Annotated in this window: 26 protein-coding genes and 1 tRNA gene; 3 read left to right on the top strand and 24 right to left on the bottom strand. The window is 69.3% G+C overall.

The annotated features are described in order from the left end of the window. Positions 1–175: 175 nt before the first annotated feature. From ASE43_RS10285 to ASE43_RS10255, 7 genes are all read right to left on the bottom strand, one after another. A tRNA-Thr gene (locus tag ASE43_RS10285) sits at positions 176–251 on the bottom strand. An 86-nt stretch (positions 252–337) separates the two neighbouring features. After that, entirely contained in the window at positions 338–1120 is a 783-nt protein-coding gene (locus ASE43_RS10280) for an SPOR domain-containing protein (protein WP_057160390.1), read from the bottom strand. A 242-nt stretch (positions 1121–1362) separates the two neighbouring features. Next, a complete protein-coding gene (locus ASE43_RS10275) occupies positions 1363–1608 on the bottom strand; it encodes a hypothetical protein (RefSeq protein WP_057160389.1) in 246 nt (81 codons plus the stop codon). A gap of 91 nt (positions 1609–1699) precedes the next feature. Next, a complete protein-coding gene (locus ASE43_RS10270; protein ID WP_057160388.1) occupies positions 1700–2464 on the bottom strand; it encodes a type III pantothenate kinase in 765 nt (254 codons plus the stop codon). Beyond that, on the bottom strand, positions 2461–3462 hold the full coding sequence (gene birA, locus ASE43_RS10265) for a bifunctional biotin--[acetyl-CoA-carboxylase] ligase/biotin operon repressor BirA (protein ID WP_057160387.1): 1002 nt from the start codon (positions 3460–3462) through the stop codon (positions 2461–2463). The genes ASE43_RS10270 and birA overlap by 4 nt, the downstream gene beginning before the upstream one ends. Beyond that, a complete protein-coding gene (plsY, locus tag ASE43_RS10260; RefSeq protein WP_056178630.1) occupies positions 3462–4121 on the bottom strand; it encodes a glycerol-3-phosphate 1-O-acyltransferase PlsY in 660 nt (219 codons plus the stop codon). Before plsY ends, birA begins: the two co-directional genes overlap by 1 nt. Before the next feature lie 236 nt (positions 4122–4357). Continuing rightward, positions 4358–6175, bottom strand: a complete 1818-nt coding sequence (locus tag ASE43_RS10255) for a DegV family protein (RefSeq protein WP_057160386.1) — start codon at positions 6173–6175, stop codon at positions 4358–4360. Positions 6176–6311: 136 nt separating this feature from the next. On the opposite strand from ASE43_RS10255, the gene ASE43_RS22155 reads away from it, so the two are divergent. Further along, a complete protein-coding gene (locus ASE43_RS22155; RefSeq protein ID WP_057160385.1) occupies positions 6312–6572 on the top strand; it encodes a hypothetical protein in 261 nt (86 codons plus the stop codon). A gap of 134 nt (positions 6573–6706) precedes the next feature. Continuing rightward, on the top strand, positions 6707–7453 hold the full coding sequence (locus ASE43_RS10245; protein WP_057160384.1) for a M90 family metallopeptidase: 747 nt from the start codon (positions 6707–6709) through the stop codon (positions 7451–7453). Between the two features lie 182 nt (positions 7454–7635). Here ASE43_RS10245 and ASE43_RS10240 read toward each other — a convergent pair whose 3' ends face one another. The 8 genes from ASE43_RS10240 to ASE43_RS21840 form a co-directional block, all read right to left on the bottom strand. Continuing rightward, positions 7636–9033, bottom strand: coding sequence for an ATP-binding protein (locus ASE43_RS10240; protein ID WP_056178618.1), 1398 nt, complete (start codon positions 9031–9033; stop codon positions 7636–7638). A 139-nt stretch (positions 9034–9172) separates the two neighbouring features. Further along, positions 9173–9856, bottom strand: coding sequence for a response regulator transcription factor (locus ASE43_RS10235; protein WP_055909122.1), 684 nt, complete (start codon positions 9854–9856; stop codon positions 9173–9175). A 54-nt stretch (positions 9857–9910) separates the two neighbouring features. After that, the gene (locus ASE43_RS22570; RefSeq protein ID WP_235567231.1) at positions 9911–10264 is read right to left on the bottom strand and encodes a hypothetical protein; all 354 of its coding nucleotides are present in this window, start codon (positions 10262–10264) and stop codon (positions 9911–9913) included. 257 nt (positions 10265–10521) lie between these two features. Further along, positions 10522–11433, bottom strand: coding sequence for an arginine deiminase-related protein (locus tag ASE43_RS10225; RefSeq protein ID WP_057160383.1), 912 nt, complete (start codon positions 11431–11433; stop codon positions 10522–10524). Continuing rightward, positions 11430–12428, bottom strand: a complete 999-nt coding sequence (gene dusA / locus ASE43_RS10220; protein ID WP_057160382.1) for a tRNA dihydrouridine(20/20a) synthase DusA — start codon at positions 12426–12428, stop codon at positions 11430–11432. The genes ASE43_RS10225 and dusA overlap by 4 nt, the downstream gene beginning before the upstream one ends. A 402-nt stretch (positions 12429–12830) precedes the next feature. Beyond that, on the bottom strand, positions 12831–13253 hold the full coding sequence (locus ASE43_RS10215) for a hypothetical protein (RefSeq protein WP_157499838.1): 423 nt from the start codon (positions 13251–13253) through the stop codon (positions 12831–12833). A 118-nt stretch (positions 13254–13371) separates the two neighbouring features. Next, on the bottom strand, positions 13372–13872 hold the full coding sequence (locus ASE43_RS10210; protein WP_157499836.1) for a hypothetical protein: 501 nt from the start codon (positions 13870–13872) through the stop codon (positions 13372–13374). 5 nt (positions 13873–13877) lie between these two features. Continuing rightward, positions 13878–14663: a hypothetical protein gene (locus ASE43_RS21840; RefSeq protein ID WP_157499834.1), complete on the bottom strand. Its 786-nt coding sequence runs from the start codon at positions 14661–14663 to the stop codon at positions 13878–13880. Positions 14664–15140: 477 nt separating this feature from the next. On the opposite strand from ASE43_RS21840, the gene ASE43_RS10200 reads away from it, so the two are divergent. Next, complete coding sequence (locus ASE43_RS10200) at positions 15141–15404, top strand: hypothetical protein (RefSeq protein ID WP_056178609.1); 264 nt, start codon at positions 15141–15143, stop codon at positions 15402–15404. 90 nt (positions 15405–15494) lie between these two features. Here the strand turns inward: ASE43_RS10200 and ASE43_RS10195 are convergent, their stop codons facing one another. The 9 genes from ASE43_RS10195 to ASE43_RS10155 form a co-directional block, all read right to left on the bottom strand. Next, a complete protein-coding gene (locus ASE43_RS10195) occupies positions 15495–15989 on the bottom strand; it encodes a GNAT family N-acetyltransferase (protein WP_057160378.1) in 495 nt (164 codons plus the stop codon). 43 nt (positions 15990–16032) lie between these two features. Next, positions 16033–16704 (bottom strand): hypothetical protein, encoded by a 672-nt coding sequence (locus tag ASE43_RS10190; RefSeq protein WP_157499832.1) that lies wholly within the window; start codon positions 16702–16704, stop codon positions 16033–16035. Continuing rightward, on the bottom strand, positions 16701–17141 hold the full coding sequence (locus ASE43_RS10185) for a hypothetical protein (protein WP_056178598.1): 441 nt from the start codon (positions 17139–17141) through the stop codon (positions 16701–16703). The genes ASE43_RS10190 and ASE43_RS10185 overlap by 4 nt, the downstream gene beginning before the upstream one ends. 106 nt (positions 17142–17247) lie before the next feature. After that, the gene (locus ASE43_RS10180; RefSeq protein WP_056178596.1) at positions 17248–17736 is read right to left on the bottom strand and encodes a hypothetical protein; all 489 of its coding nucleotides are present in this window, start codon (positions 17734–17736) and stop codon (positions 17248–17250) included. Between the two features lie 130 nt (positions 17737–17866). Continuing rightward, complete coding sequence (locus ASE43_RS10175; RefSeq protein ID WP_056178593.1) at positions 17867–18604, bottom strand: HAD family hydrolase; 738 nt, start codon at positions 18602–18604, stop codon at positions 17867–17869. 129 nt (positions 18605–18733) lie between these two features. Then, positions 18734–19126, bottom strand: a complete 393-nt coding sequence (locus ASE43_RS10170) for a hypothetical protein (protein ID WP_056178591.1) — start codon at positions 19124–19126, stop codon at positions 18734–18736. A gap of 367 nt (positions 19127–19493) precedes the next feature. Next, positions 19494–20630: a winged helix DNA-binding domain-containing protein gene (locus tag ASE43_RS10165; protein ID WP_057160376.1), complete on the bottom strand. Its 1137-nt coding sequence runs from the start codon at positions 20628–20630 to the stop codon at positions 19494–19496. 107 nt (positions 20631–20737) lie between these two features. Further along, on the bottom strand, positions 20738–21622 hold the full coding sequence (locus ASE43_RS10160; protein ID WP_235568687.1) for a hypothetical protein: 885 nt from the start codon (positions 21620–21622) through the stop codon (positions 20738–20740). Then, positions 21619–21813: a CPXCG motif-containing cysteine-rich protein gene (locus tag ASE43_RS10155; RefSeq protein ID WP_056178582.1), complete on the bottom strand. Its 195-nt coding sequence runs from the start codon at positions 21811–21813 to the stop codon at positions 21619–21621. The genes ASE43_RS10160 and ASE43_RS10155 overlap by 4 nt, the downstream gene beginning before the upstream one ends. Positions 21814–21856: the final 43 nt, after the last annotated feature.

The raw sequence follows: 21856 nt of genomic DNA, 5'->3' as shown, positions 1-21856 counted from the left end.
CGGCTTGCCTTTGCTGTGCGAGGCAGCGTAGCGAATGACGCTGGTGGTGGTGGCCTGGCCTCACCCCTAAGCCGCTGCAGCAGGCGACCCAGGACGACCAGACACAAAAAAACCCCGCCACTGCGAGGTTTGCTGTCATCGCCAGGTTGTCTTGGGAACGACCAAGCCTGGGCTTTGGTGCCGGCAGTCAGAATCGAACTGACGACCTACCGCTTACAAGGCGGTTGCTCTACCAACTGAGCTATGCCGGCGAAGGGCGACATTCTAGCCCGTGCGCACGTCGGGTGGCGGATTCCGGTGCGGATGCGCCCCGGAAATGCCCCAGGCGTGCCGCGACTCAGCGCAGCTTCGCGCAGTCGATGCCGCGGCGCTGCACCGCGATCGCCGCTTGGGCGGCGTCGGGATCGAAGCCCTCGCCCGCGACCACGTCCAGCCAGGTGCTGGCGCGGGCGTCGCCCAGCGGTTCGGCCTGGGCCGCGAAGCCGCCCGCATTAAGGGCTTGCGCGCGTTTGCGCGCGGCGTCTTCGGTGCGGTAACGGCCGAGCGCGATCGCATTGGCTTCGGCGCCGTCGGCGACCACGAAGTAATCGTTGAAACCGGCGGCGGCGATGCGCTGCGCAACCGCCTGCGCCTGCTCGCGCGAGGGCTGCGGCGGCAGCAGCACGCGCCAGCCGCGCGCGGGCGCGGCGCGTTGCTCACGCACCGCGATGCGTTGCGCCAGCGGTTGCAGGTACTGACGCGCGGACCCGGCCAGGTCGGCGCTCTCGAACGGACCGAAGCTGTAGCAGCGCGCGTTCTTGGCTAGCGCGGCCACGGGTTCGGGCGCGTTAGCCTCGGGCGTGGACGTGGGCGCGGCATCCGCCGGTGGCGATGCCGGGGCGGGTGCCGGCGGCGGCACGGTCGCGGTGGCATCGCGCAGCGCGGCGCTGGGCGCGCCGATCGCGGGGCGCGCGTTCGCGCGCGCGGCCGGCGCATCGCGCTCGCTGAGCAATTGCAGACGGGCGATGCCCAGCGGCTGCGCATCGGGCGCAGGCGGCGACACCGGCGCGCGCAGGCCCCACCACGCGGTCACGCCGAGGTTGAGCATCAACAACAGAACGAGCAGCGCACGGACCAGCATGGGGCGATTCTATGCCCTGGGCCGCGCGCGCTCCCAGTTCGCACGGGCCTCGAACGCGCGCGTTGCGACGCACGTCATATTCGCTGCGTGCGCGTGCGCAATGCGATGGCGAGCGTCACATGGCCGCCGATGCGGTGTTGGCGCCGACCGGCGCATCGTGTGCTGCGGCGCATGCGTATCGAGCCGATGGCAACGACGCCGAAGCGGACGACGTCGCGCTGTGTGCTAGCGATGCGCCATGCTCAGTTCGCGGCGGCGGCCACGGCCGGATCGGGCGCGCTGACGACGGCCGCCGGCACCGCCTGCGCGAGCGCGGGCTTGACGGCCGTGCGCGGGCGCGGCGCGGTCTCGCTCAACAGACGCAGCGGTGCGACACCGGCAGGAGCCGCGGCGGGCACAGCGGCGGGCGCGGAATCGCGCTGCCACCACCACGCGGCGACGCCCAGGTTCAGCACCAGCAACAGGACGATCAAGGCGCGCAGCAGCATGGGCCGGGTTCCGGGCGGATCACGCACCGATTCTAGGCAGCAATCGCGCGCATCGGCACGCCCCAGCCCGCTGGACGGGCGCTCACGGGGATCAGGCGGCGACGCCGCCTGCCGCCAGGCCCTCGCGCTCGACCGCGGCCCAGATCGCCAGCCCGTCCAGCACCAATCCCGGCGCCGGCTCCGCTTCGGGCAGGTGCGGCTGCAGGGCCTCGGCGCCGCCGCCGTGCAGCAGCAGGCGCGGGCGTTGGCCCAGGCGCTGCTGGGCGGCGTCCAGGCTGCGCTCGATCAGGGCCAGCGCGGCGCCGTCGCAACCCGAGGCCAGCGCGTCTTCGGTGTCGGCGGCGAAATCGACGTAGTCGCCGCCCTGCTCGGGCAGTTGCGCCGCGCGCGCATGCAAGGCCTCGCGCATCAGGGTCGGCGACGGGGCGATGCGGCCGCCCAGGTGCAGGCCGTCGGCGTCGATCAGGTCCACGGTCAGGGCGGTGCCGACGCCGCAGACCAGGCTGGCGCCGTCGCCGCGCGCGTGGGTGCCCAGCAGGGCCAGGAAACGATCCACGCCGAGCTTGCGCGGATCGGCGTAGGCGATGCGCACCGCGCCCAGGCGCGCCTGGGTGCGCGCGACCGCGATGCGCGCGCAGCGCGCGGTGAGCGCGTCGAGTACCGTCAGGCGCAGGCCGGGCGCGGCCACGCTGGCCAGATAGGCGACCTCGATGCGCGCGGGCAAGGCCTGCGCCAGCGCCGCGGCCACGTCTTCCTCGCGATGCGGCAAGGCCAGCGCGGCGCCGGCGCGACCGTCGGCCTGCAGCGGCGCGCACTTGAGCCGTGTGTTGCCGAGATCGAACAGCCAGGCGCTCATGCGCTCGCTCCAGGCGCGCGCCGCACGCTGACTTCGCCGGCGTGGAAATTCTGCAGGGAACCATCGTCCAGGCGCACGCGCAGGGCGCCATCCTCGGCCAGGCCGATCGCGACACCGTCCTGGCGTTGGCCGTTGCCGCCGTGCACCGCGATCGCCGCGCCCGCCAGCGCGTCCAGCGCCGCATAGCGCGGCAGGAACGGCGCCAGGCCGTCGGCGTCGAACTCGTCCAGCGCCGGCAGCAGGCGCGACAGCAGCGCCGCCGCGACCGCGTCGCGCGCGGGCGCCGTGCCGTCGCCGAGCGTGGCCAGATCGCACCAGGGCTGGTCGATCGCCGCCGCCGCGGCCGCCGGCATGCGCACATTGAGCCCCAGGCCGATCACCGCGCGCGCCGGACCGGCGTGCTCGCCGCCGCCTTCGATCAACAGGCCGCCGAGTTTGCGCAGGCCGCGCGCGTCCAGCACGACCAGATCGTTCGGCCATTTCAAACGCACGCCGTCGTAACCCAGGCCGTGCAGGGCCTCGACCGCGGCGATGCCGGCGACCAGGCTCAATCCGCCCAGGCGCGCGAGTCCGCCGCCGAAGCCGCGCGACAGCGACAGATAGAGATGCGCGGCCAGCGGCGACGCCCACTCGCGCCCGCGCCGGCCGCGGCCGCCGGTCTGGCGCTCGGCCAGCAGCACCGTCGCGCCCTGCGCGGGCGTGGCGCGGCGCAGCAGTTCGCTGTTGGTGGAGTCGATGCTCCAGGCCACTTCGAGCTCGGCCAGTCGCGCGCGTTCGCGCGCCGGCAGCGCCGCCACGATCGCAGCGGCATCCAGCAAGTCCAGCGGTTGGCTGAGCGCGTAACCGCGACCGGGCTTGGCCTCGATCGCGACCCCGGCTTCGCGCAGCGCCTCGATGCGTTTCCACACCGCGGCGCGGGTCTGTCCGGACACGCGCGCGAGCGCGTCGCCCGAAGCCGGACCGGCGATCAATCGTTGCAACAGCGCGCGCTCGTCCATCAGCCGCGGCGCAGGCGGTGCAGCAGGCGCGCGCGCGCGAAGCGCGACTCGGTGCCCGCGCGCAGGCGCGCGAGATTGCCGCGATGGGTGTAGACGATCAGCAGCGCCGCCGCGCAAGCGAACCACAGGCGCGGCTCGCCGGCATCGCTCCACCAGGCCAGCAGCGGCAGGCACAGCGCCGCCAGCACGGTGGCCAGGCCGACGTAGCCGCTGAGCACCAAGGTCGCGACCCATACGATCAGCAGCGCCGGGATGGCGAACGGCCACAACACCAACAGGCCGCCGACCACGGTCGCCGCGCCCTTGCCGCCGCGGAAGCCGTGCCACAGCGGCCAGACGTGGCCGAGCACGGCCGCGAACGCGGCCGTATAACCGTGCGCGGTCACGCTCAGGGCGCTGGCCACCGGCGCATAGCGCAGCGCCAGCCAGGCCGCGAGCATGCCCTTGCCGATATCGATGACCACCACGCCCAAGGCGAAGCGCAGGCCCTGGGTGCGGAAGGCGTTGGTGCCGCCGGCGTTGCCGCTGCCCAGCTGGCGGATGTCCACGCCGCGCAGGCGCCCCAGCAGCAGGCTGCCGGACAGCGATCCGATCAAATAGGCGGCGAGGATCAGCGCGTAGGTCGCCGGAGCGATCGAGGTCAGGGACGGGGACGGCATACGCGGATTATGCGCGAGCGCCGCGCCCGCATGCGTACCGCGGCCCTGGGGTAGGAGCGACGCAAGCCGCGACCGCGGGCCTCACTAAGGGCACGAGCCTGGCCGCATGGGTGCATTTTGAACGCCTGCGGTTTGGGCGCCTGCGGTGGCGATAGCGTGCCGACATCGGGGCTTACACCGGGGCCGCATGGGCGCGGGCGCGGCTTGCGCCGCTGCGACATCACAACGCGGATGGGTCAGGGCGCCGGCTGCACCGATACCAGCAGCGCGCCGCGTCCGGCGTGCGCGCCGATCGCCGGGCCGGTCTCGACCAGATGCGCTTCGGCCAGATCGATGCGGCGGCGCAGGCATTCGAGCAGGCGCGCGCCATCGTCGTACGCGTCGCAATGGCCGACGATCGCGCGCCAAGACGCGTTGCGCGGCAGTCGGAGCGCGACGTAGCGCGCGAACTTCTCCGGCGCGCTGCGCCGCGCCAGCAGCCCGCCGCTGACGCCGAGACGGCCGTCGCCCTTCATCCGCGCCACCGGGGTCAGGCCGCTGTAGCGCACCGCGGGACCGGCCCAGGCCGGAATACGGCCGCCACGCACCGCGTGCGAGATGTCGCGCGCCATCGCCCAGGTCAGGGTCAGCGGGCGCAACCGTTCCAGCTCGGCCAGGATCGCGGGCAGGTCGGCGCCGGCCTCGGCCAGTTCGGCCGCGCGCCAGGCCAGCAGGCCCTGGCCGCCGGCGGCGTTGACGCTGTCGAACACGCGCACCCGCAGCGGGTCGGCGCGCGTGGCCGCCTGCTCGCCGGACTGCAGCGTGCCGGAAACCGCGCGCGACAAACCCACGTACACCACTTCCGGATGATGGGCGAGCAGGAAATCGAAGGGCCGCCGGAAATCGCCGGGCGGCGGCTGGCTGGTCTTGGGCAGGTCGGCGGCGGCGGCCATGCGCCGGTAGAACTCGGCCGTGGCCAGACCGACCTTGTCCAGATAATCGCGGCCGTCGACGCTGACGCGCACCGGCACCACGTGCAGCGCATGGCGCTCCAGCACGGCCTGCGGCAGATCGGCGGCGCTGTCGGTCACCACCGCCACGCGTTGCGAGGATTCCGCGCTGCGCTGCTGCAACAGCATGTCGTCGGCCTTCATGCCCTCGACCGTGCCGAACGCGGCGCAGGCATCGAACAGATGCTGCGGCGCGCCGACGTGCGCATGCACGCGCATGCGCGTGCCGCCGCCGGCCAGCACCAGCGAATCGGCGCCGATCGCTTCCAGCGCGGCGCGCAGGCGATCGCGTTCGATGCCTTCGCCCAGCAGCAGGCATTCGCTGCACCAGCGCCGCTCGGGATCGACGCCCTCGTGCGGCGCATGGCCTTCGTTCGCGCTGGGCGCTTCGTTGGCGGCCGCCACCGCGCCATGCACGCGCAGCGCGCGTGGGCCGCCGTCGACGAACTCGGCGATGCCTTCGAGCAGGTCGACGAAACCCTGCGCGCCGGCATCGACCACGCCGGCGCGTTGCAGCAGCGCCATCTGCTGCGGCGTGCGCGCCAGAGCGATGCGGGCGCGGGCCAGCGCGCTGGCGAAGCCGGGACGCGGGTCGCCCTCGCCGCTCGCCTCGCGCGCGGCTTCGTCCAGGGCGTCGGCGAAGGCGCCGATCACGCTCAGGATGGTGCCCTCGACCGGATGCGCCAGCGCCGCGCGCGCGCTGTCGGCGCCGTGCCGCACCGAGGCCGCCAGCGCGGCCGCGTCCAGCACCGGCTGGCCGCGCGCGTGCTCGGCCACCCCGTGCAGGAACTGGGCCAGGATCGCGCCGGAATTGCCGCGCGCGCCGTCGATGGCGTCGTTGCCGATGCGCAGCAGGAGCTCGCCGATATGCCGGCTGCGCCGGCTCAGCGCCCCATTCAGCAAGCTACCCAGGGTGTGCGCCAGGTTGTTGCCGGTGTCGCCGTCGGCGACCGGGAACACATTGATCTTGTTCAAAGTGTCGCGCCCGGCGATCACCCGGCGAGCGCCGGCGATCAGGGCCCGGCGCAGGGCGGGAGCGGTCAGGGGCGGGCGCGGCGGGCTCATGTCCGGAGTCTGCCCGAACCGTTCGTCCGAACCTGCTGCGACGCAGCATGGGTTGCCGCAACGGGGCGCACAGTTTCGCGCTATAGTCCGGATCTGTCCGGTGGCGATACCCATCCGGGCTAACGAGGATTCCGCCATGCTACGGATCTGCTTCTGCCTGCTGATCGCCCTCGCCAGTGCGAGCGTCGCCGCGCGCGAGGTCAAGCTGAGCGCGAACGAAAGCTGCCCGGAAAGCGCCTCGCAGAAGAAGGACACGGTGCGCGCGAACAATCGCGCGGTGGTCGCGCCGACGCGCGCCGCCGACACCAAGGCCAAGCCCACGGTGCACAGCGACGCCAACAACGGCCGTCTGCAGTCGCCGCGCTGGCATAGCTTCCTGCCGGGCATGTTCCGCTAAGCCCGACCCACTGGAGCGCGCCGCGCTCTGGCTGTTGCCCTAGTCCACCCATTCGCTCTCTTGGCGCGTCCGTTTGTGCGTCGGCGAACGCTTGCGGTTAGCCTGTCGCTCCCTCCGCCGCGCCCTCGCCCGCCGTGTTCGAACTTCTGCGCCGTCTGCGGCGCCCGCCGCCCATCGCCGACGATCTCTGGCGCGACGCACGCGCGGCGGTGCCGTGGGCGCAAGCGCTGGACGCGCCGCGCGACGCGCGCCTGCGCGAGCTGGTCGCGCGCTTCGTGCACGAGAAGACGATCAGCCCGATCGGCGAGCTCAGCCTCGACGATCGCCAGCGCTGCATGCTGGCGATGCTGTGCTGCCTGCCCTTGCTGGAGTTCGGCGAGGAAGGCCTGCGCGGCTGGTCGCAGCTGATCGTTTATCCGGATGCGTTCCGGGTCAATCGCAGCCACATCGACGCCGCCGGTGTGCTCCACGAATGGCAGGACGAGCTGATCGGCGAAGCCTGGGACGCCGGGCCGGTGATCCTGTCCTGGGCCGACGTGCTGGCCGACTGCGAGGACCCGCGCGCGGGCTTCTGCGTGGCCGCGCACGAGATCGCGCACAAGCTCGACGCGCTCGACGGCCTGCTCGACGGCACTCCGCCGCTGCCGCGCCCCTGGCAGCGCGAGTGGGCGCGCGATTTCCAGCGCGTGTACGACGGCTTCGTCGACGAGGTCGATTCCGGCCGCGAGACCCTGATCGATCCCTACGCAGCCGAAGCGCCGGAGGAGTTTTTCGCGGTCGCGACCGAGTACCACTTCAGCGACCCCGCCCTGCTGCGCGAGGCGATGCCGGAGATCGCGGCGCAGCTGCGGCGCTTCTATGGGGCGTCGCCGTTTGGTTGAGGGGTGGGGAATCGGGGCGAGAGCAACGGCAACAGCAACAGCAAATCCCCCCTAGCCCCCCTTTTGCAAAGGGGGGAACTTACGCGGTTCGATTTGGAATCGCGACTCGCCCGACGGCCGCTGGTCTTCCCCCTTTGCAAAAGGGGGATCGAGGGGGATTTGCTCTTAACCCGTACCGCCCCTCAAAGCCCCGGCGGCAGCTTGACCTCGAACCTCGCGCCGCCCAGCTCTTCCGACGGCACCACGTCCAGGGTGCCGCGGTAGCCGCGTACCAGGTCCTGCACGATCGCCAGGCCGATGCCGTGGCCGTGCACGCGCTCGTCGCCGCGCACGCCGCGCTGCAGGATCAGGGCGACCTTCTCCGCCGGTATGCCGGGGCCGTCGTCGTCCACCGCCAGCAACAGGCCGGGGCGGCGGTTGGGCGCGGTTTCGCCCGGGGTCACCGTCAGCAACACGCGCGAATGCGCCCACTTGAACGCGTTCTCGAGCAGGTTGCCCAGCAGCTCCTGCAGGTCGCCCGGCTCGCCGTGGAACTGCACGTCGGGCGCGACGTCGAACTCGCACAGCACGCCCTTGCCGGCATAGACCTTTTCCAAGCCGCGCACGATCTGCTCGGCATGCGGCTCGATCGCCACCGGCGCGGCGAACAGGGCGTGGCCGCCCGAGGCCGCGCGCGCGAGCTGGTAGGACACCAGGTCGTTCATGCGCCGCAGCTGCAGGTCCACGTCCTCGCGCAGCTCGCCGTCGGGCGCGTTGTCGTCCAGGCGCGCGCGCAGCACCGCCAGCGGCGTCTTCAGGCTGTGGGCGAGATCGGCCAGGGTGTTGCGCTGGCGGTCCAGGTTCTCGCGCTCGCTCTCGATGAAGGCGTTGATGCTCTCGGTCAGCGGCTCCAGCTCGCGCGGGTGGCGCTCGCTCATGCGCGAGGCCAGACCGCGCTGCACGCGCTTGAGCTCGTCGATCACGCGCTGCAGCGGGCGCAGGCTCCACTGCATGATCAGCGCCTGCAGCAGCAGCAGAATGAAGCCGGCGCCGCCCAGGTAGCGCCACAGGGCGCCGCGGAATACCGCGACCTGGCCGCTGAGCGAGGTCGTGTTCTCGAGGATGTAGATCGTGTACGGGAACTCGGCGCGCGGATCGCCGCCCGCAGCCCAGGTCAGGCCGATGCCGTAGCGGTAGGCCTCGCCGACGTCGCCGTTGATCTCGGTGATCGGCAGCGGGCCCTCGAAGCGGCGCTCGCTGGGCTTGAGCATGGACGCGGCCGGCAGCAGCGGGCCCTGCGCCGAGGGCGAGTCCCAATGCCCGTTGGGCAGCACCAACTCGGCGTACAGACCGCTGCCGGGCTGATCGAAGCGCGGGTCGATCGGCTCATAAGGTTCGACGAACTCGCCGCTGCGGTCGAAGTCGCCCTTGGCCGCATAGGCCAGGGCGTAGCCGTGCAGGCGCTCGCGCAGGTTGTTCTCGGCGGTGTCGAGGAAGGCGCGGTCCAGGGCGTAGCCGGCCAGGGCCAGGAAGGCCAGCAGGCCCAGGCTGGCCGCCAGCAGCTGGCGGGCGCGCAGCGAGCGCGCTTGGCCCCAGCTCATGGCCGCAGCCTCCGGCGCAGCAACGAAAACCGGGCGCGAATCGTGTTCGCGCCCGGTCGCTTAGGTTCGCTGGAAGTGGCGTCCGCCCGCATGCCCGGCCCGACGTCCTCGTCCGGCCGTGGCCGGACGAAGCCCGTCCTTACTCCCCGCTGCGCGGAATGGCGAAGCGGTAGCCGCGGCCGCGCACGGTCTCGATCGGCTTCATCGCGCCGTCCGGGTCCAGCTTCTTGCGCAGGCGGCCGATGAAGACTTCGAGCACGTTGGAGTCGCGGTCGAAATCCTGCTGGTAGATGTGCTCGGTGAGGTCGGCCTTCGAGACCAGCTCGCCGGCGTGCATCATCAAGTACTCCAGCACCTTGTATTCGTAGCTGGTCAGGTCGACGTTGGTGCCGGCGACGCTGACCGTCTGCGCGGCCAGGTCCAGCATGACCGGCCCGCATTCCAGGGTCGGCTTGCTCCAGCCCGCGGCGCGGCGCACCAGCGCGTTGAGGCGCGCCAGCAGCTCTTCGACGTGGAAGGGCTTGACCAGGTAGTCGTCGGCGCCCTGCTTGAGGCCCTCGACCTTGTCCTGCCAGCTCGAACGAGCGGTCAGGATCAGGACCGGGAACTTCTTGCCTTCGTCGCGCAGGGCCTTGATCAGCTCCATGCCCGACATCTTGGGCAGGCCGAGGTCGATGATGCCCAGGTCGAACGGGACTTCGCGGCCCATGTACAGGCCTTCCTCGCCGTCCTGGGCGGCATCCACAGCGAAGCCTTCCCGCTTCAGGCGCGCGGCCAGAGTCTCGCGCAGCGGTGCTTCGTCTTCGACCAACAGAATTCGCATGGGCACTCCCTTATCAGTCGACCGCGCCGGAGGGCGCGACCTCTACGCCAGAGGTTAGTCGTTGTCGTTGTCGTCGCCGCGTGTACGGCCGCCGTCGTCGCGCCGTTCGCGGCCCTGCTGCGGGTCGTCCATGTAGATCCGGACCCGACCGCTGGGATCGACGACCTTGACCCGATTGACGTCGCGGCCGTCGAACGGCACGCGCTCGGCGCTCAGGACCTGGCCGCCGCCGCTTTCGCGTTCGACGCGGCGCACAGCATCGGACAACGCGCGATGGCCTTCGTGCCGGTCATGGCCGTCGTCGCGGTCGCGCCGCTCCTGGCCCTGACCCTGGCCGCGACCGCCCCGGTCCTGCGCCCAGGCGTCGCCCGCCCCGACCGCGGTAGCGGCGAGCAGCAGCGTAGCCATGACTCGGGCGGACAGGATCTTCATGGGGACTCGGCAGGACAACGTGACGGAACAATAGCGCACGGGCGCTGGATGAGGTGGCATTCTCGAAACGGAGCGGTGAATCCGGTCTGAACTTTTTCTTTACCTCCCAGCCACCATTCAGGCCCGTACTTGCGAGCAATGGCGCGGAGCGTCGGCGAAACCGTCCGGTACTGGAATTCGAGGGCCGCGACCGCCGCACTTGCCCCGCGGCGATGACATCGTGGTCAACGGCCTCAGTAGATCTCGCCCACGCAGCAGCGCAGCGAGCCGCCGCCGGCCTCGATCGCGTCCAGCGCGACCGCCGCCACGGCGAAGCCGGCGCGCTCCAGCCCGGCCCGGCTGGCCTCGCTCAGGGCCCCGGCCGCGCGCGCGCTCATCCAGACCCGGTCCGGCGAGAGCGCGATCGCGTTGCCGGCGAAGGCGGCGTGCTCGGTCGGGCTCAGTTCGATCGCATGCGGCGCATACACCGCGGCGATCGCGGCGGCCGCGGCCGGGTCGGCGAAGCCGCCCGGGCAGATCAGGGCGGCGCGGCCGGCCAGCACCGCCAACACCACGTTGGTGTGGTATTCGCCGCGCGCCAGGTCGAACAGCAGGGTCGCGCGCAGGCCCAGGGCCTCGTGCATCAGACGCGCGCCCTCGGCGTCGCAGCGCTCGGACAGACCGCAGTAGCCCAGCCCGCGCGCGCGGTCGATCACCAGCGCGCCGGTGAGCTCGCAGGGGTGCGGCTGGGTCGACAGGTCGATCTCGGCGTAGCCCAGCACCTCGCGGAAGAAGGCGCGGATGTCGGCGCGCGCGGCCTCGCGCTGGCGCACCGGGTGGCGCATGCGCCCGATCAGGGTGCGGCCGGGCGCGGTCGCGTAGACGTTGTTGGGGAACAGCGCGTCGGGCGTGTCCGGGTCGCCGGCGAAACACACGGTCGGCAGCAGCGCCGACAGCGCGCGCTGCAGCTCGCGGTGCTGGGCGCTGGCCAGGCCCGGATCGAAGCCCTCGGCCGCGGCCATGTAGCGGTTGTCGCCGGCCGACTGCTCGGCGCGCGCGAAGCCGTCGGGCGCGACCAGGAAGGCGGCGCGCGCGGTGGCCGGCCCGAAGTCCGGCGCGCAGTCGCGCGCGATCGCCAGGAAGGCCTCGCGATCGCGACCGATCATGCCGCGTCGGCCCGCGCTTCGGTCAGCGCCAGCGCGCGTTCCACCAACGACCAGTCCGCGCCGGGCCGGTGCGCGCCCTCGCTGAGCACTTGCCGGAACGCGCGCCCGCCGCGCTCGCCGTGGAACAGGCCGAGCACATGGCGGGTGATGTGCTTGAGCGCGACCCCGCGCGCGAGCTGGCCTTCGACATAGGGCCGCAGCCCGCGCAGCAGCTCGGCGCGGCTGCGCAGCTCTCCGCCGAACCAGGCCACGTCCAGCCGATGCAGCAAATAGGGATCGTGATAGGCGGCGCGGCCGAGCATGGCGCCGTCGCTGTGGGCCAGGTGCGCGGTCGCGCCGGCCTGGCTGGCGATGCCGCCGTTGACGATCACCTGCAGCTCAGGATGGTCCTGCTTCAGCCGGTAGGCCCAGTCGTAACGCAGCGGCGGCACCTCGCGGTTTTCCTTCGGCGACAGCCCCTTGAGCCAGGCGTTGCGCGCATGCACCACGAACATGCCGCAGCCAGCCGCGGCCACACGCTCGATGAAAGCCAGGAACACCTCGTAATGCTGGTCGTCGTCGACCCCGAGTCGGCACTTCACCGTCACCGGCACGTCGCAGGCCGCGACCATGGCCGCGACCGAATCGGCCACCAGCGCCGGCTCGCGCATCAGGCAGGCGCCGAAACGCCCGGCCTGGACGCGGTCGGAGGGACAGCCGCAGTTGAGATTGATTTCGTCGAACCCGCGCTCGGCGCCGATCCGCGCCGCCTGCGCCAGCAGCGCCGGCTCGCTGCCGCCCAACTGCAGCGCCACCGGATGCTCGACCGCATCCATCGCCAGCAAGCGGTCGCGATCGCCGTGGATCACCGCATTGGCGTGGACCATCTCGGTGTACAGCCGCGCATGCGGCGCCAGCGCGCGGTGGAAGACCCGGCATTGGGTATCGGTCCAATCCATCATCGGGGCGACGGACAGGCGCAATTGCGCGGCGGGAATGGCGGTGGCGGCGGTCATTTCGGCCATTGTAAGGGCTGGTAACCGAGCTCCGGCTCTGGGGCGCCGCAAGCCGCTATCACCTCTCACGCTCGATGCTGCCGACAAGGTATGGGCCGTCGCAGAGCTCCCACGACTGCGGTTTCGTTGGCGCCAGACGAAGTTCGGCGGTAGTTAAAGGGGCTCGTAGGTGGACATGGCACCAGAACAGCGCCACGCGTCTCACGCGCTGGACGCCCAGGCCCTAAGTTCGAGGCTTGTCGTGCTTGGCGATGATGCGCGCCATCTCGGCGCCCAGAGCGGCCTGCTCCCGAGTCAGCTGTTCGCGACGTTACAGCACAGGCTTTGACTCCTTAGACTAATCGCCAGGCTCGACTCCCGGGCAAATTAGCGTCGTGTTGGATAGCCGCGTCGCATTTCGCTTCACTCGGAATCGATATCCGAAGATGGTCTTAATGGTCCCAGTGCATTGCAGAGCTCAAGGCGGTACTTCAACATTCTGTCCTTAGAGACTCGGACCTGAGCAATGTGATCTGCTATGCGTATTTCTGCGTGTCCAGGCTGTCCTTCACGCGGCGTCTGCAACACGCGAAAGGTCTGGGAACCGTCTTCGTCTGCTTTGATCTCATGAACCGCGCGGACACATGCAATTAGCGCGCCTGTTAGGATGTATTCCGAGACCTTTCCCTTCTGGGCACGAAATTCTTTGCGCTCCTCCGCGAACTGAATCGCTTCCGCTTCAGAGTAAAGCGTCTTCCGCTGAACAGAGAAGCCTCTCTCTGTCAAGTCTTGCCAGCTGATCTCTTCCAACAAAATCAGACCCGTTTCAGGGTCGATCTGGTTCAACCAGTCACCTCTGAAAGCAGGAAGATCGGAAGCGAAGCACAGACGACAAACGTCCTCCTCTTCGCTCACCAGGACCTCTGCCGCCCCCACGGCCTCCCCCTCCATGCTTCAGCGCTGCCTACTTTTTGCGCTCAACGAAGCGCAGCACTTTGAAGTAGTCGAATTCACTAGGCGACTGGTCACTTCCAAACAACTCCTTTCCACCGACCTTGCCGTAGTGGCTAATTCCACCATTTGGATCAATCAGGATTTGGAAGGGCGTCGTAGACGGCCCAAAGAAAAAGTTGATCTCACCGTCGTGAGAAATACCTATGCGAAAATCCAGGCATGCGTCGGGCAAATTATTGATAAACGCTTCAGCGCTTGCCGCCGCCGCATCAGTCGGCCCGATGATCTCGTCCCCATCAGCCGCCTCTCGAGCATACGCAAGCCGTGTTCGGAACGAACTCAGCTGAGACATTCGCTTGGAGTAGGTTCGACCAGGAGGATCGTAGGCACGATCTTCAGCAATAGGCTCAAACGAATCTGCATGGCGCAAGCCATGGAAATGCAGGGACTCGTCCCTCATCCAGGCGCCATGATCTTCAATGCGTTCGCGCAGACAATAGTTGTTTGACATGTCTTTCAATCCTTGAGGCCGATTCTGCGGATCATCTCGTCGCTAAGCAGCTCACCCAACAAGGTCTTGTTGAATCGGTGCGCTACATCTAGACGATGCTTAACGGCACTTTCGCTCCATTCGACACCTGGATCGGCGTCTTTGTTCCCAAAAAAAATCTGCTGCCTATGGTGCAACTCAGTTACGTGCACGAACGATTCAGAATCGCCTTTTGAAGCAGGCTTCCGAACTCGAGCCTCGACTTGCAAAGAAGAGTACAGCCCGTGCTGCTCCAACTCTTCATCTTCCACAAACCAAGAAAACTCCTGCTCCCACATACCTCCACAGCCGTAAGCAATGGGTGGCAGGTATTTGTTCTCTGGTTGAAAGACATCAGCAATGTCATATGACCCTGGGTCGTCGTTTACAAATACATCTTTAAACACGAGACCAAGAGCGGAGACACTTATTCGTCCTTCTCGGGCCCATTGGACAATCGTCGCCAGCCTTTGAAGTGTCGCGTCCCGAGTGAACGTCCACCCGCGATACTCGTACCAAGCGAGGTGTGCGAAGCGCCGATGGATATGTAGCTCTTCCGTCCTCTCGTTCTCGATTCCTCTCCTAACTAAGCCCACCTCGGCCCGCGCTCTATCTCTGCCCTTGAGCGAGCTGAATCCATATTCCTTGAGCTCATTCAGTAGAGTCGAACGTAATTCTTTGATCTGGCCGGCAGAGAGAGGACTGTCCAGCAGCAAGGCGACGTCCACCATCGCGACCGCATGGACTTCTGTGTAGGGCCGGGTGTTACCCATTGGTGAGAGCCCGATGGATCTTGAACCAACCGTCACTGTGTTGACGAATACCGTGCATTGCCATCGCATCTCCTCTGCACGAGGGATGCGCGAAAAGCGGGCATTGCCCGCTTTTGCCTCCCCCCAGCTGCTGTCTATATATCAAGTACGCGGATTACGCGCGATGAACTTCCGACACAGTAGACCGCATTTCCGTCCCAGAACCACGCCGAAATTATGTAACTAATTGATAATATTGTCATTATGGCCGGTCCACCATGGGGCGACGGACAGGCAATTGCGCGTCGGGAATGGCGGTGGAGGCGATCATTGCGCGCATTGTACGGGGCGGCGCCTGAGCCCCGGCTCTGGCCGCCGTCCGGCGCCCGCCGGCCATGCGTCGGCCCTTGCGCCGACATGCCAGCGCCCTGCCCGGCCGCGCATTGTTGGCAGGCCGCGCTGCCGCTAACTTAGGGCGGTCGGCGATAGGGAGCGATCATGGCCTACGCAGTGCTGGTGCTGGCCGCATGGGGCATGGTGTTCCTGCGCCTGCCGGTGTGGCTGGCGTTGCTGCTCGGCCTGGGCAGCTTCGGCTTCGGCGCGGTGCTGGTGGTGTTCGGCGCGGGCGGCGCCTATTGGAACAGTCATATGGCGCCCGGCAACCACGGCGCTTACTGGACCCTGGGAACGGGCGTGCTGCTGTTGCTGGCGGGCATCGCGATGCTGGTCAAGCCGATGTTGCGTGCACCGCCGGAGCCCTGATCCCCCGCCCTGCCCGCGCCGGCGCATTCCGAGAACCGACATCCACACGCGCCGCATCTGCGCGCAGCCGATTCGGATTTGCGAACCACCTTACTCCGGCGGATGCCAGACCATGTAGACGTCGGCGCGGGCGTAGTGCGAACCGGGACGCGGCGCCGGGTAATGACGGAAGCCGACGCTCTCGTACAACTTCAACGCCGGCGTCAGCTTGGTGTTGCATTCCAGGAACAGTTCGCGGCCGCCCATCGCCCGAAAGCGTTCCAGCGCGCCCAGTATCAGCAGGCGCCCGAGGCCGCCGCCGCGCAGGCCGCTGTCGACGGCCATCTTGGTGAGCTCGTAGACGCCATCGCCCTCGTGCTTGAGCGCGACCGTGCCCAGCGTGCGCTGCGCGCCGTCCACGGCGAACAGCACGCATCCGCCGTCGGCGAGCAAGTGGGTCTCGGGGTCTTCCAGCACCGTGCGGTCGATAGGTTCGACCACGAACCAGCGTTCCAGCCATTCGATATTGAGGCGGGCGAAATCGGCGCGCCATTGCGGCGCGAAATCGACGATGCGGATGTCCGCGGCGGGGGCGCGTTCGCTCATGCGGCCATCATAAAGCCGCCCCAGCCCAGCCGCGCGGGCGCGCCTATTGCTTGCCCTGTGCCTTGCGCGGCGCGGGGCCTTTGGCCTTGTCGGCGCCCTTGCCCTTGTCGGCGCCCTTGCCCTTGCCTGCCTCGCGCGCGACCTGCGACGGCTGCGCGCGCTTGCTCTTCACGCTGGGCCGGTTCGGGAAATCGCGGCGCAGTTCGGCATCGATCGCGATCGGCCGGCCCCAGCGGTCGTAGGTGGGCACGAAGCCGCGCTTGAGGCGGTGGAACTCGGGCGAGCCGGGCTTGATGCCCAGGCGCTGCGCGACCGCGCCCCAGCCTTCGCCGTGGCTGCGTTCCCATTCGTCGACCACGTAGCGGCAGGGACGGCCCAAGACCTGGGCCAGCGCGCAGGCGTAGTAGACGTCGCCCGCGGCCCAGCGGCGCGCGCCCAGCAGTTCAGACACCAGTTCGCGCGGCGCGCCGTAGTTGCGCACCATCTCGTCGACGAAGGGCTCGCGGTAGCGCGCGCCGTAGCGGTTCACGTCGCCCAGCCAGGTGTCGACCCAGGCGTCGCCGCTGCGCGGATCCCAGCCGAAGGCGTAGTCCTGCGCCCAGCTCTGGCCGATCCCGAGCATCGCCGCGATCGAGGCCAGCAGCGCCAGCAGGCGCACCCGCAGGCGCCGACGCGGCGGCTTGGGCGACGGTGCGACGCCGCGGTCCATGCTCAACGCGAAATCACGAACTTGCCGAAGGCCACGCCCAGGTCCCAGCCCTGGCCCTTGCCGGCCAGGGCCAGCGAGACTTCGCCCTTGGTCATGACCTGGGCCTTGCTGGACTTGACCGCGCCGGCATGGGCCTCGGCGGTGGCGTAGGTGCCCAGGATCTCGGAAATGTCGTGCACGCCGGAGAATTCGCCGACGCCGTTCTCGATCTTGGACTTGCCCACGGTCAGGCCGCCGCCCTTGGCGCTGATCTTGACCGCCATGCTCTGGCCGTTGCCGCAGGTGACCGTGCCGCTGCCCGAGGAGGTCTTGTAGAACACCGACCAGCCCGCGAGGTTGAAGCGCAGCTTGCAGTCGACGTGGCCGGCGGCCTGCGCCGCGGGGGCCCAGGCGGAACCCAGGCCGGCGACGGCCAGACTGGCGCACAGCAATAGCGATTTCATGGCGGGACGACTCCTTGCGGGCAGGGCCGCAGGCTAGCACCGAACGCGGTGCGCGACAGCAGGGCGGACGACGGCACCGCGCCATGCGGTGCCGTCGGGGCGGCGCTTAGTCGTCGTAGCGCCGGCGGTCGTAGCGGCTGTCGTAGCGGTTGTCGTAGTAGCGACCGTTGTAATACCGGTTGTCGTAGCGATTGTCGTAACGACGATCGTGGCGACGGTCGTAGCGGGCGTCGTAGTACTCGGTGCGGCACTTGCCGTACTGGTTGCAGTTGCCGGTGCTATAGCCCGGACGGTTGTACTGATTGCGATAGCCGTAGGCGTTGCCGTACGGCGGCTGCGCGTAGCCGTGGCGCGGCACGTTGCGGTAGTAGGTCGGACGACCGTAGCGATCGCGCACCACGATCAGGCGATCGTCGTAGCCGTAGTTGCCGTAGCGGTAGTACGGGGTGTTGCCGCGGATGATCACATCGGCCACGTTGACGATCACGCGGGCGAGGTCGTCGCTCTGCGCCATTGCCGGGGCCGGCGCCATCGCGACCACGCCGAAACCGGCGGCCACGACCACCGGGGCGAGCCATCGGGACAGTGCGGTCATGTCGTTCTCCTCAAGCCTGCACCATTGCAGGCATGCGGCGACGATGCGACCGCGACGGTGAACGATTTCGTAATTTCGCCGGCTTGGCGCGGAACCGCTCAGCCGGCGTTGGGCTGGCGTCGTCGCCCGTTCAGGCGACGGCCGCGCGCGCCAGTTCGCGCACCGCATCCGGCAGCGCGGCGGCGCCGTCGACGCGGCGCAGGCGCGGCGCATCGGCGGCGACCTCGGCCTCGTTCTCGTGCGCCCAGGTCACGTGGTAGGGCATGTGGATGCCCCAGCCGCCCAACTCCAGCACCGGCGCGATGTCCGAGCGCAGGGAGTTGCCGATCATCACGAACTGCCCGGCGCTCAGGCCGAACTCGTCGAACAGGCGCGCATAGGTGGCGGTGTCCTTCTCGCTGACGATCTCGATGCGACGGAACAAGTCGGCCAGGCCGCACTGGCGCACCTTGGCTTCCTGGTGGAACAGGTCGCCCTTGGTGATCAGGACCACGTCGTATTCGCCGGCGATCGCGCGCACCGCCTCGGGGATGCCCGGCAGCAGCTCGACCGGGTGCCGCAGCAGGTCCTTGCCCAGGCCGACGATGCGGTGCAGGTCGGCGGCGCTGATGCGCTCGCCGGTGATCTCGACCGCGGCCTCGATCATCGACAGCACCATGCCCTTCACGCCGTAGCCGAACAGCGCGATGTTGCGCTTCTCGACTTCGTACAAGTGCTGATGCACGCCGGCATCGTGCAGGTCGACATAGGCGCCGACGATGCGCTCGAAATCGAGCTGGGCCTGGTCGAAATAATCCTGGCTGCGCCAGAGCGTGTCGTCGGCGTCGAAGCCGACCAGCCGGATGGCGGCCGCGTGCGTGCGATTCATGCGCGCATTATGCCGCGCGCGCGGCCCGGCGAAAAACCGGGCCTGCAAACAGGAAGGGCGGCCCTAGCCGCCCTTCCTCCGCAGGGGAGTCCACACCCCTCGGGTTTTACCGAGCTACGTCGGCGCGGATCAACCGCCGTGCTTGGCCGGCTTGCTGCTCTGCGCCTTGGCCACATAGGCCTTGTACTCGTCGGCGGTCAGCGAGCCGTCGGCGTTGCTGTCGGCCTTGTCGAAGACCTGGCCCAGGGCCGGCACGCTCGAGGCCTCGGTCTTGCTCAGGTTGCCGTCCTTGTCGACGTCGACATCGCTCCAGCTCTTCTTCTGCGGCGCGGCGGCGGTCGCCGCCGGCTCGCTGGTCTGGGCGGCGGTCGCATCGGTCGCGGCGGCGGCCGCGGCGTCGGTGGTCTGCGCCTGCTCGGCCGGCGGAGCCTGCTCGGCCTGCTGCGCGAACGCGAGCGGAGCCGACAGGCTGGCGACGAGGGCGAAAGCACCGATCAGCGACTTGCGGGACAGGGTATTCATGCGATCTCTCCTGGAGGTGATGTGTTGCGCGGATGTCTGAAAGCTTGGGGGTCACCGCACGACTGCACCTTGCCGGCGCGCGTCTGAACCGATCTCGCGCGCGAAGCGTTAAAGCTACGTTCGCTTAACCACATCGCTTAGGAATGACGTTAGGCGAGTCCGTCGAAACGCGTCAAAACGTGACCTAAGGCGGCATTGCGCCGGGTCGCGCTGTGCCTGGATTGGCTGAACGCAACACAACCTTTACGAAATCGCGCGTGCTCCGGTCATGCGCGCATGCGTTCGCGGGCGACGCGCTCAGGCGCGCACGCGCATCGGCGTCGAACCGATCGCGGATTCGACGTGATCCGGGGCACCGCGAGTTCGCCTAGGCGGGTTGGAAGCTCACCGCGTGTGCGAGCGTCGGTGCGAACGCGCTCAAGCAACGCTGCGCCAGCTCATCCAAGGCGGCGCGCTGCGGCTTGGCCAGCGACGCGAACGGGACGATCGCGATCGTCGCGGTGTCCTTGGTGCGCTCCAGGCTCCAGGTGCCGGCGACGAAGCCGTCGATCAGCACGGTGGCGCGCACGATCCCATTGCGGGTGAACACCGACCACTTGCGCCGCTCGTCGAAGATGCGGCTGCGGTCGGCGTGGGCGAGCAGAAGATTGTCGAAATCGGCGAGCAGGCGCGGCGGCGCCGGCGAATCCGGATCGGGCGCTGGCGCGTCGAGCGGATCGAACAAGGTCGTGCCGGCCGCGTCGCGATACGTGCGCAAGCGCGGACGCAGGCGCTCGACGATCGCGCGCACGCCCTGCAGGCCCGACCAGGCGGCGATGTCCTGCACCGTCGCCGGGCCGAACGCGGCCAGATAGCGCAGCACGATCGCGTCGCTGGCGTCGTCCGCGCTCAAGGGCTGGCCCAGCCAGTCCGCCGCCGGCGCGAAGCCGGCCGCGCGATGCGAGTCCCAGACCCCGGCCGGCGGCACGTGCACCAGCGGCTCGACGCCGCGCACCCAGCGCGCCATCGCCGCGGCGTCGCGTTGCGGCCACTGCGGCTGCAACGCCGCGCCCAGGTCGGTGGCGTTCAAGCACTGGCGCGCCAGCAGCACCAGCCCGGCCGCGCCCAGCGCGTCCAGATCCATGCCCTGCACCGCGCGGCCCTGATCGCTTTGCAGGAACAGGCGCCGCAGCATCGGCTGCAGGGTCGCGCGCCAGTCCAGGTAGTCGCGTGCGCTGACCAGATGCAGGGTGCCGCGCATCATGGTCGCGCGCACCACCTGACGCGCCTGCATCAGTTCGGTCAGTTGCTGGGGGCGGAACTCGGACAAGCGCGACCACAAACCCAGATACGGCGGGTTCGGCGCCTGCGCCTGCAGACCGCCCAGGCGCTCGATCATCGCCAGCGGCGATGCCGACGACGGCTGCAGCAGCGACTGCCGCTGCAGCAAGGCGCGATTGAGCGCGCGCGTATCCAGCGTGTCGCCGGCCGGGCCGCGCGCGGCGGCGGATTTGCTTGCGGGCATGGTCGCGGTTTGAGGGGACTGGTGCGAACGATAGCCGGATCGGCGGCGATGCGTCGCGCTCGCTCTCATCGTGTCTGCGCCGAACCGGCGCGCGCGGACCTGCGGTATCAGCCGTCCTTCGGGCACTTCGGCGGCCAGGCTTCGTCGCCCTTGCCGCGCAACAGGAACAACTCGCCCGACCGCTCGCCCTTGGTGTCGCGCGCGAACAGCATCGAATGCCCGCTAGGCGACAGCAGCGCGCCGATCTCGCTGCCGTTGACGTTGATCTGGGGACCCAGCTTGGCGCGCGGCGCCCACCGGCCGTGCTTGCGATGACTTTCGTAGAGGCCGTCGCCGGCCATGAACACGATGCGCTGGCCGCCCGGCGCGATCAGCGGTTCGTACTCGTCCTCGGCGGTGTTGAGTTGGGGGCCGAGGTTTTCGACCTTCCAGGCGCCCTGCGCGTCCTGGCGCGCGCGCCACAGGTCGGTCTTGCCGTAACCGCCGGGGCGGTTGGTGGAACCGAAGTACAGCCAGCCATCCGCGGCGGGACGCGGGAACCATTCGGCGCCGGGCGAATTTACCGGCTCGGGCAGCCGCTGGGGTGGGCCCCACTGCCCGCTGGCGTCGCGATCCACCCGCCAGATATCCAGGTCCTTGCGCGGCACGCCGTCGACCGAGCGCGAGGAAATGAAGTACAGGCTGCGTCCGTCGGGCGTGAACCAGGGATCGGCCTCGACGCCGTCGCCCGCGAATGGCGGCGATGCGGGTTCCGACCAGCCGTCGGCGCCGCAATGGCTGGTGTAGAGGCGCCAGCCGCTGAAATCGGGGCGGCTGCGCACGAAGTACAGATCGCCGTTGCGCGGGTCGAAGGCCGGATGCGATTCGAATTGCGCGCTGGAGATGCGCGCCGGCTGCCACGGCAGCACCTCGGCGGCGTGGGCGGAGGCCGCGAGCATCCAGCCCCACAACAGACACCAGGCCGCGGTGCGGCCGCCCACGCTTGCGCTCATGCCTCGTCCTCTGCGCTGACGCCGACTTGCGGCTCGCCCTCCTCGTCGATGGCGACGGAGACGACGATGGGACGGCAGCACACTTGGCAGTCCTCGATGTAAGTCTGATCGCCCGCGGAGACGTCCAGCAATAGGCCGATGGTCTCCCCGCAATACGGGCAGCTCACGTCGATGAAGGGCTGCATGGACATGGTCAAACGCCGGGGCGGCGGACCCGTCCGGTCCGCAGGCCCA

The sequence above is a fragment of the Lysobacter sp. Root983 genome, from assembly GCF_001429345.1.
Taxonomy (GTDB): domain Bacteria; phylum Pseudomonadota; class Gammaproteobacteria; order Xanthomonadales; family Xanthomonadaceae; genus Lysobacter.
This window is presented reverse-complemented; position numbering and strand designations above follow the sequence as displayed.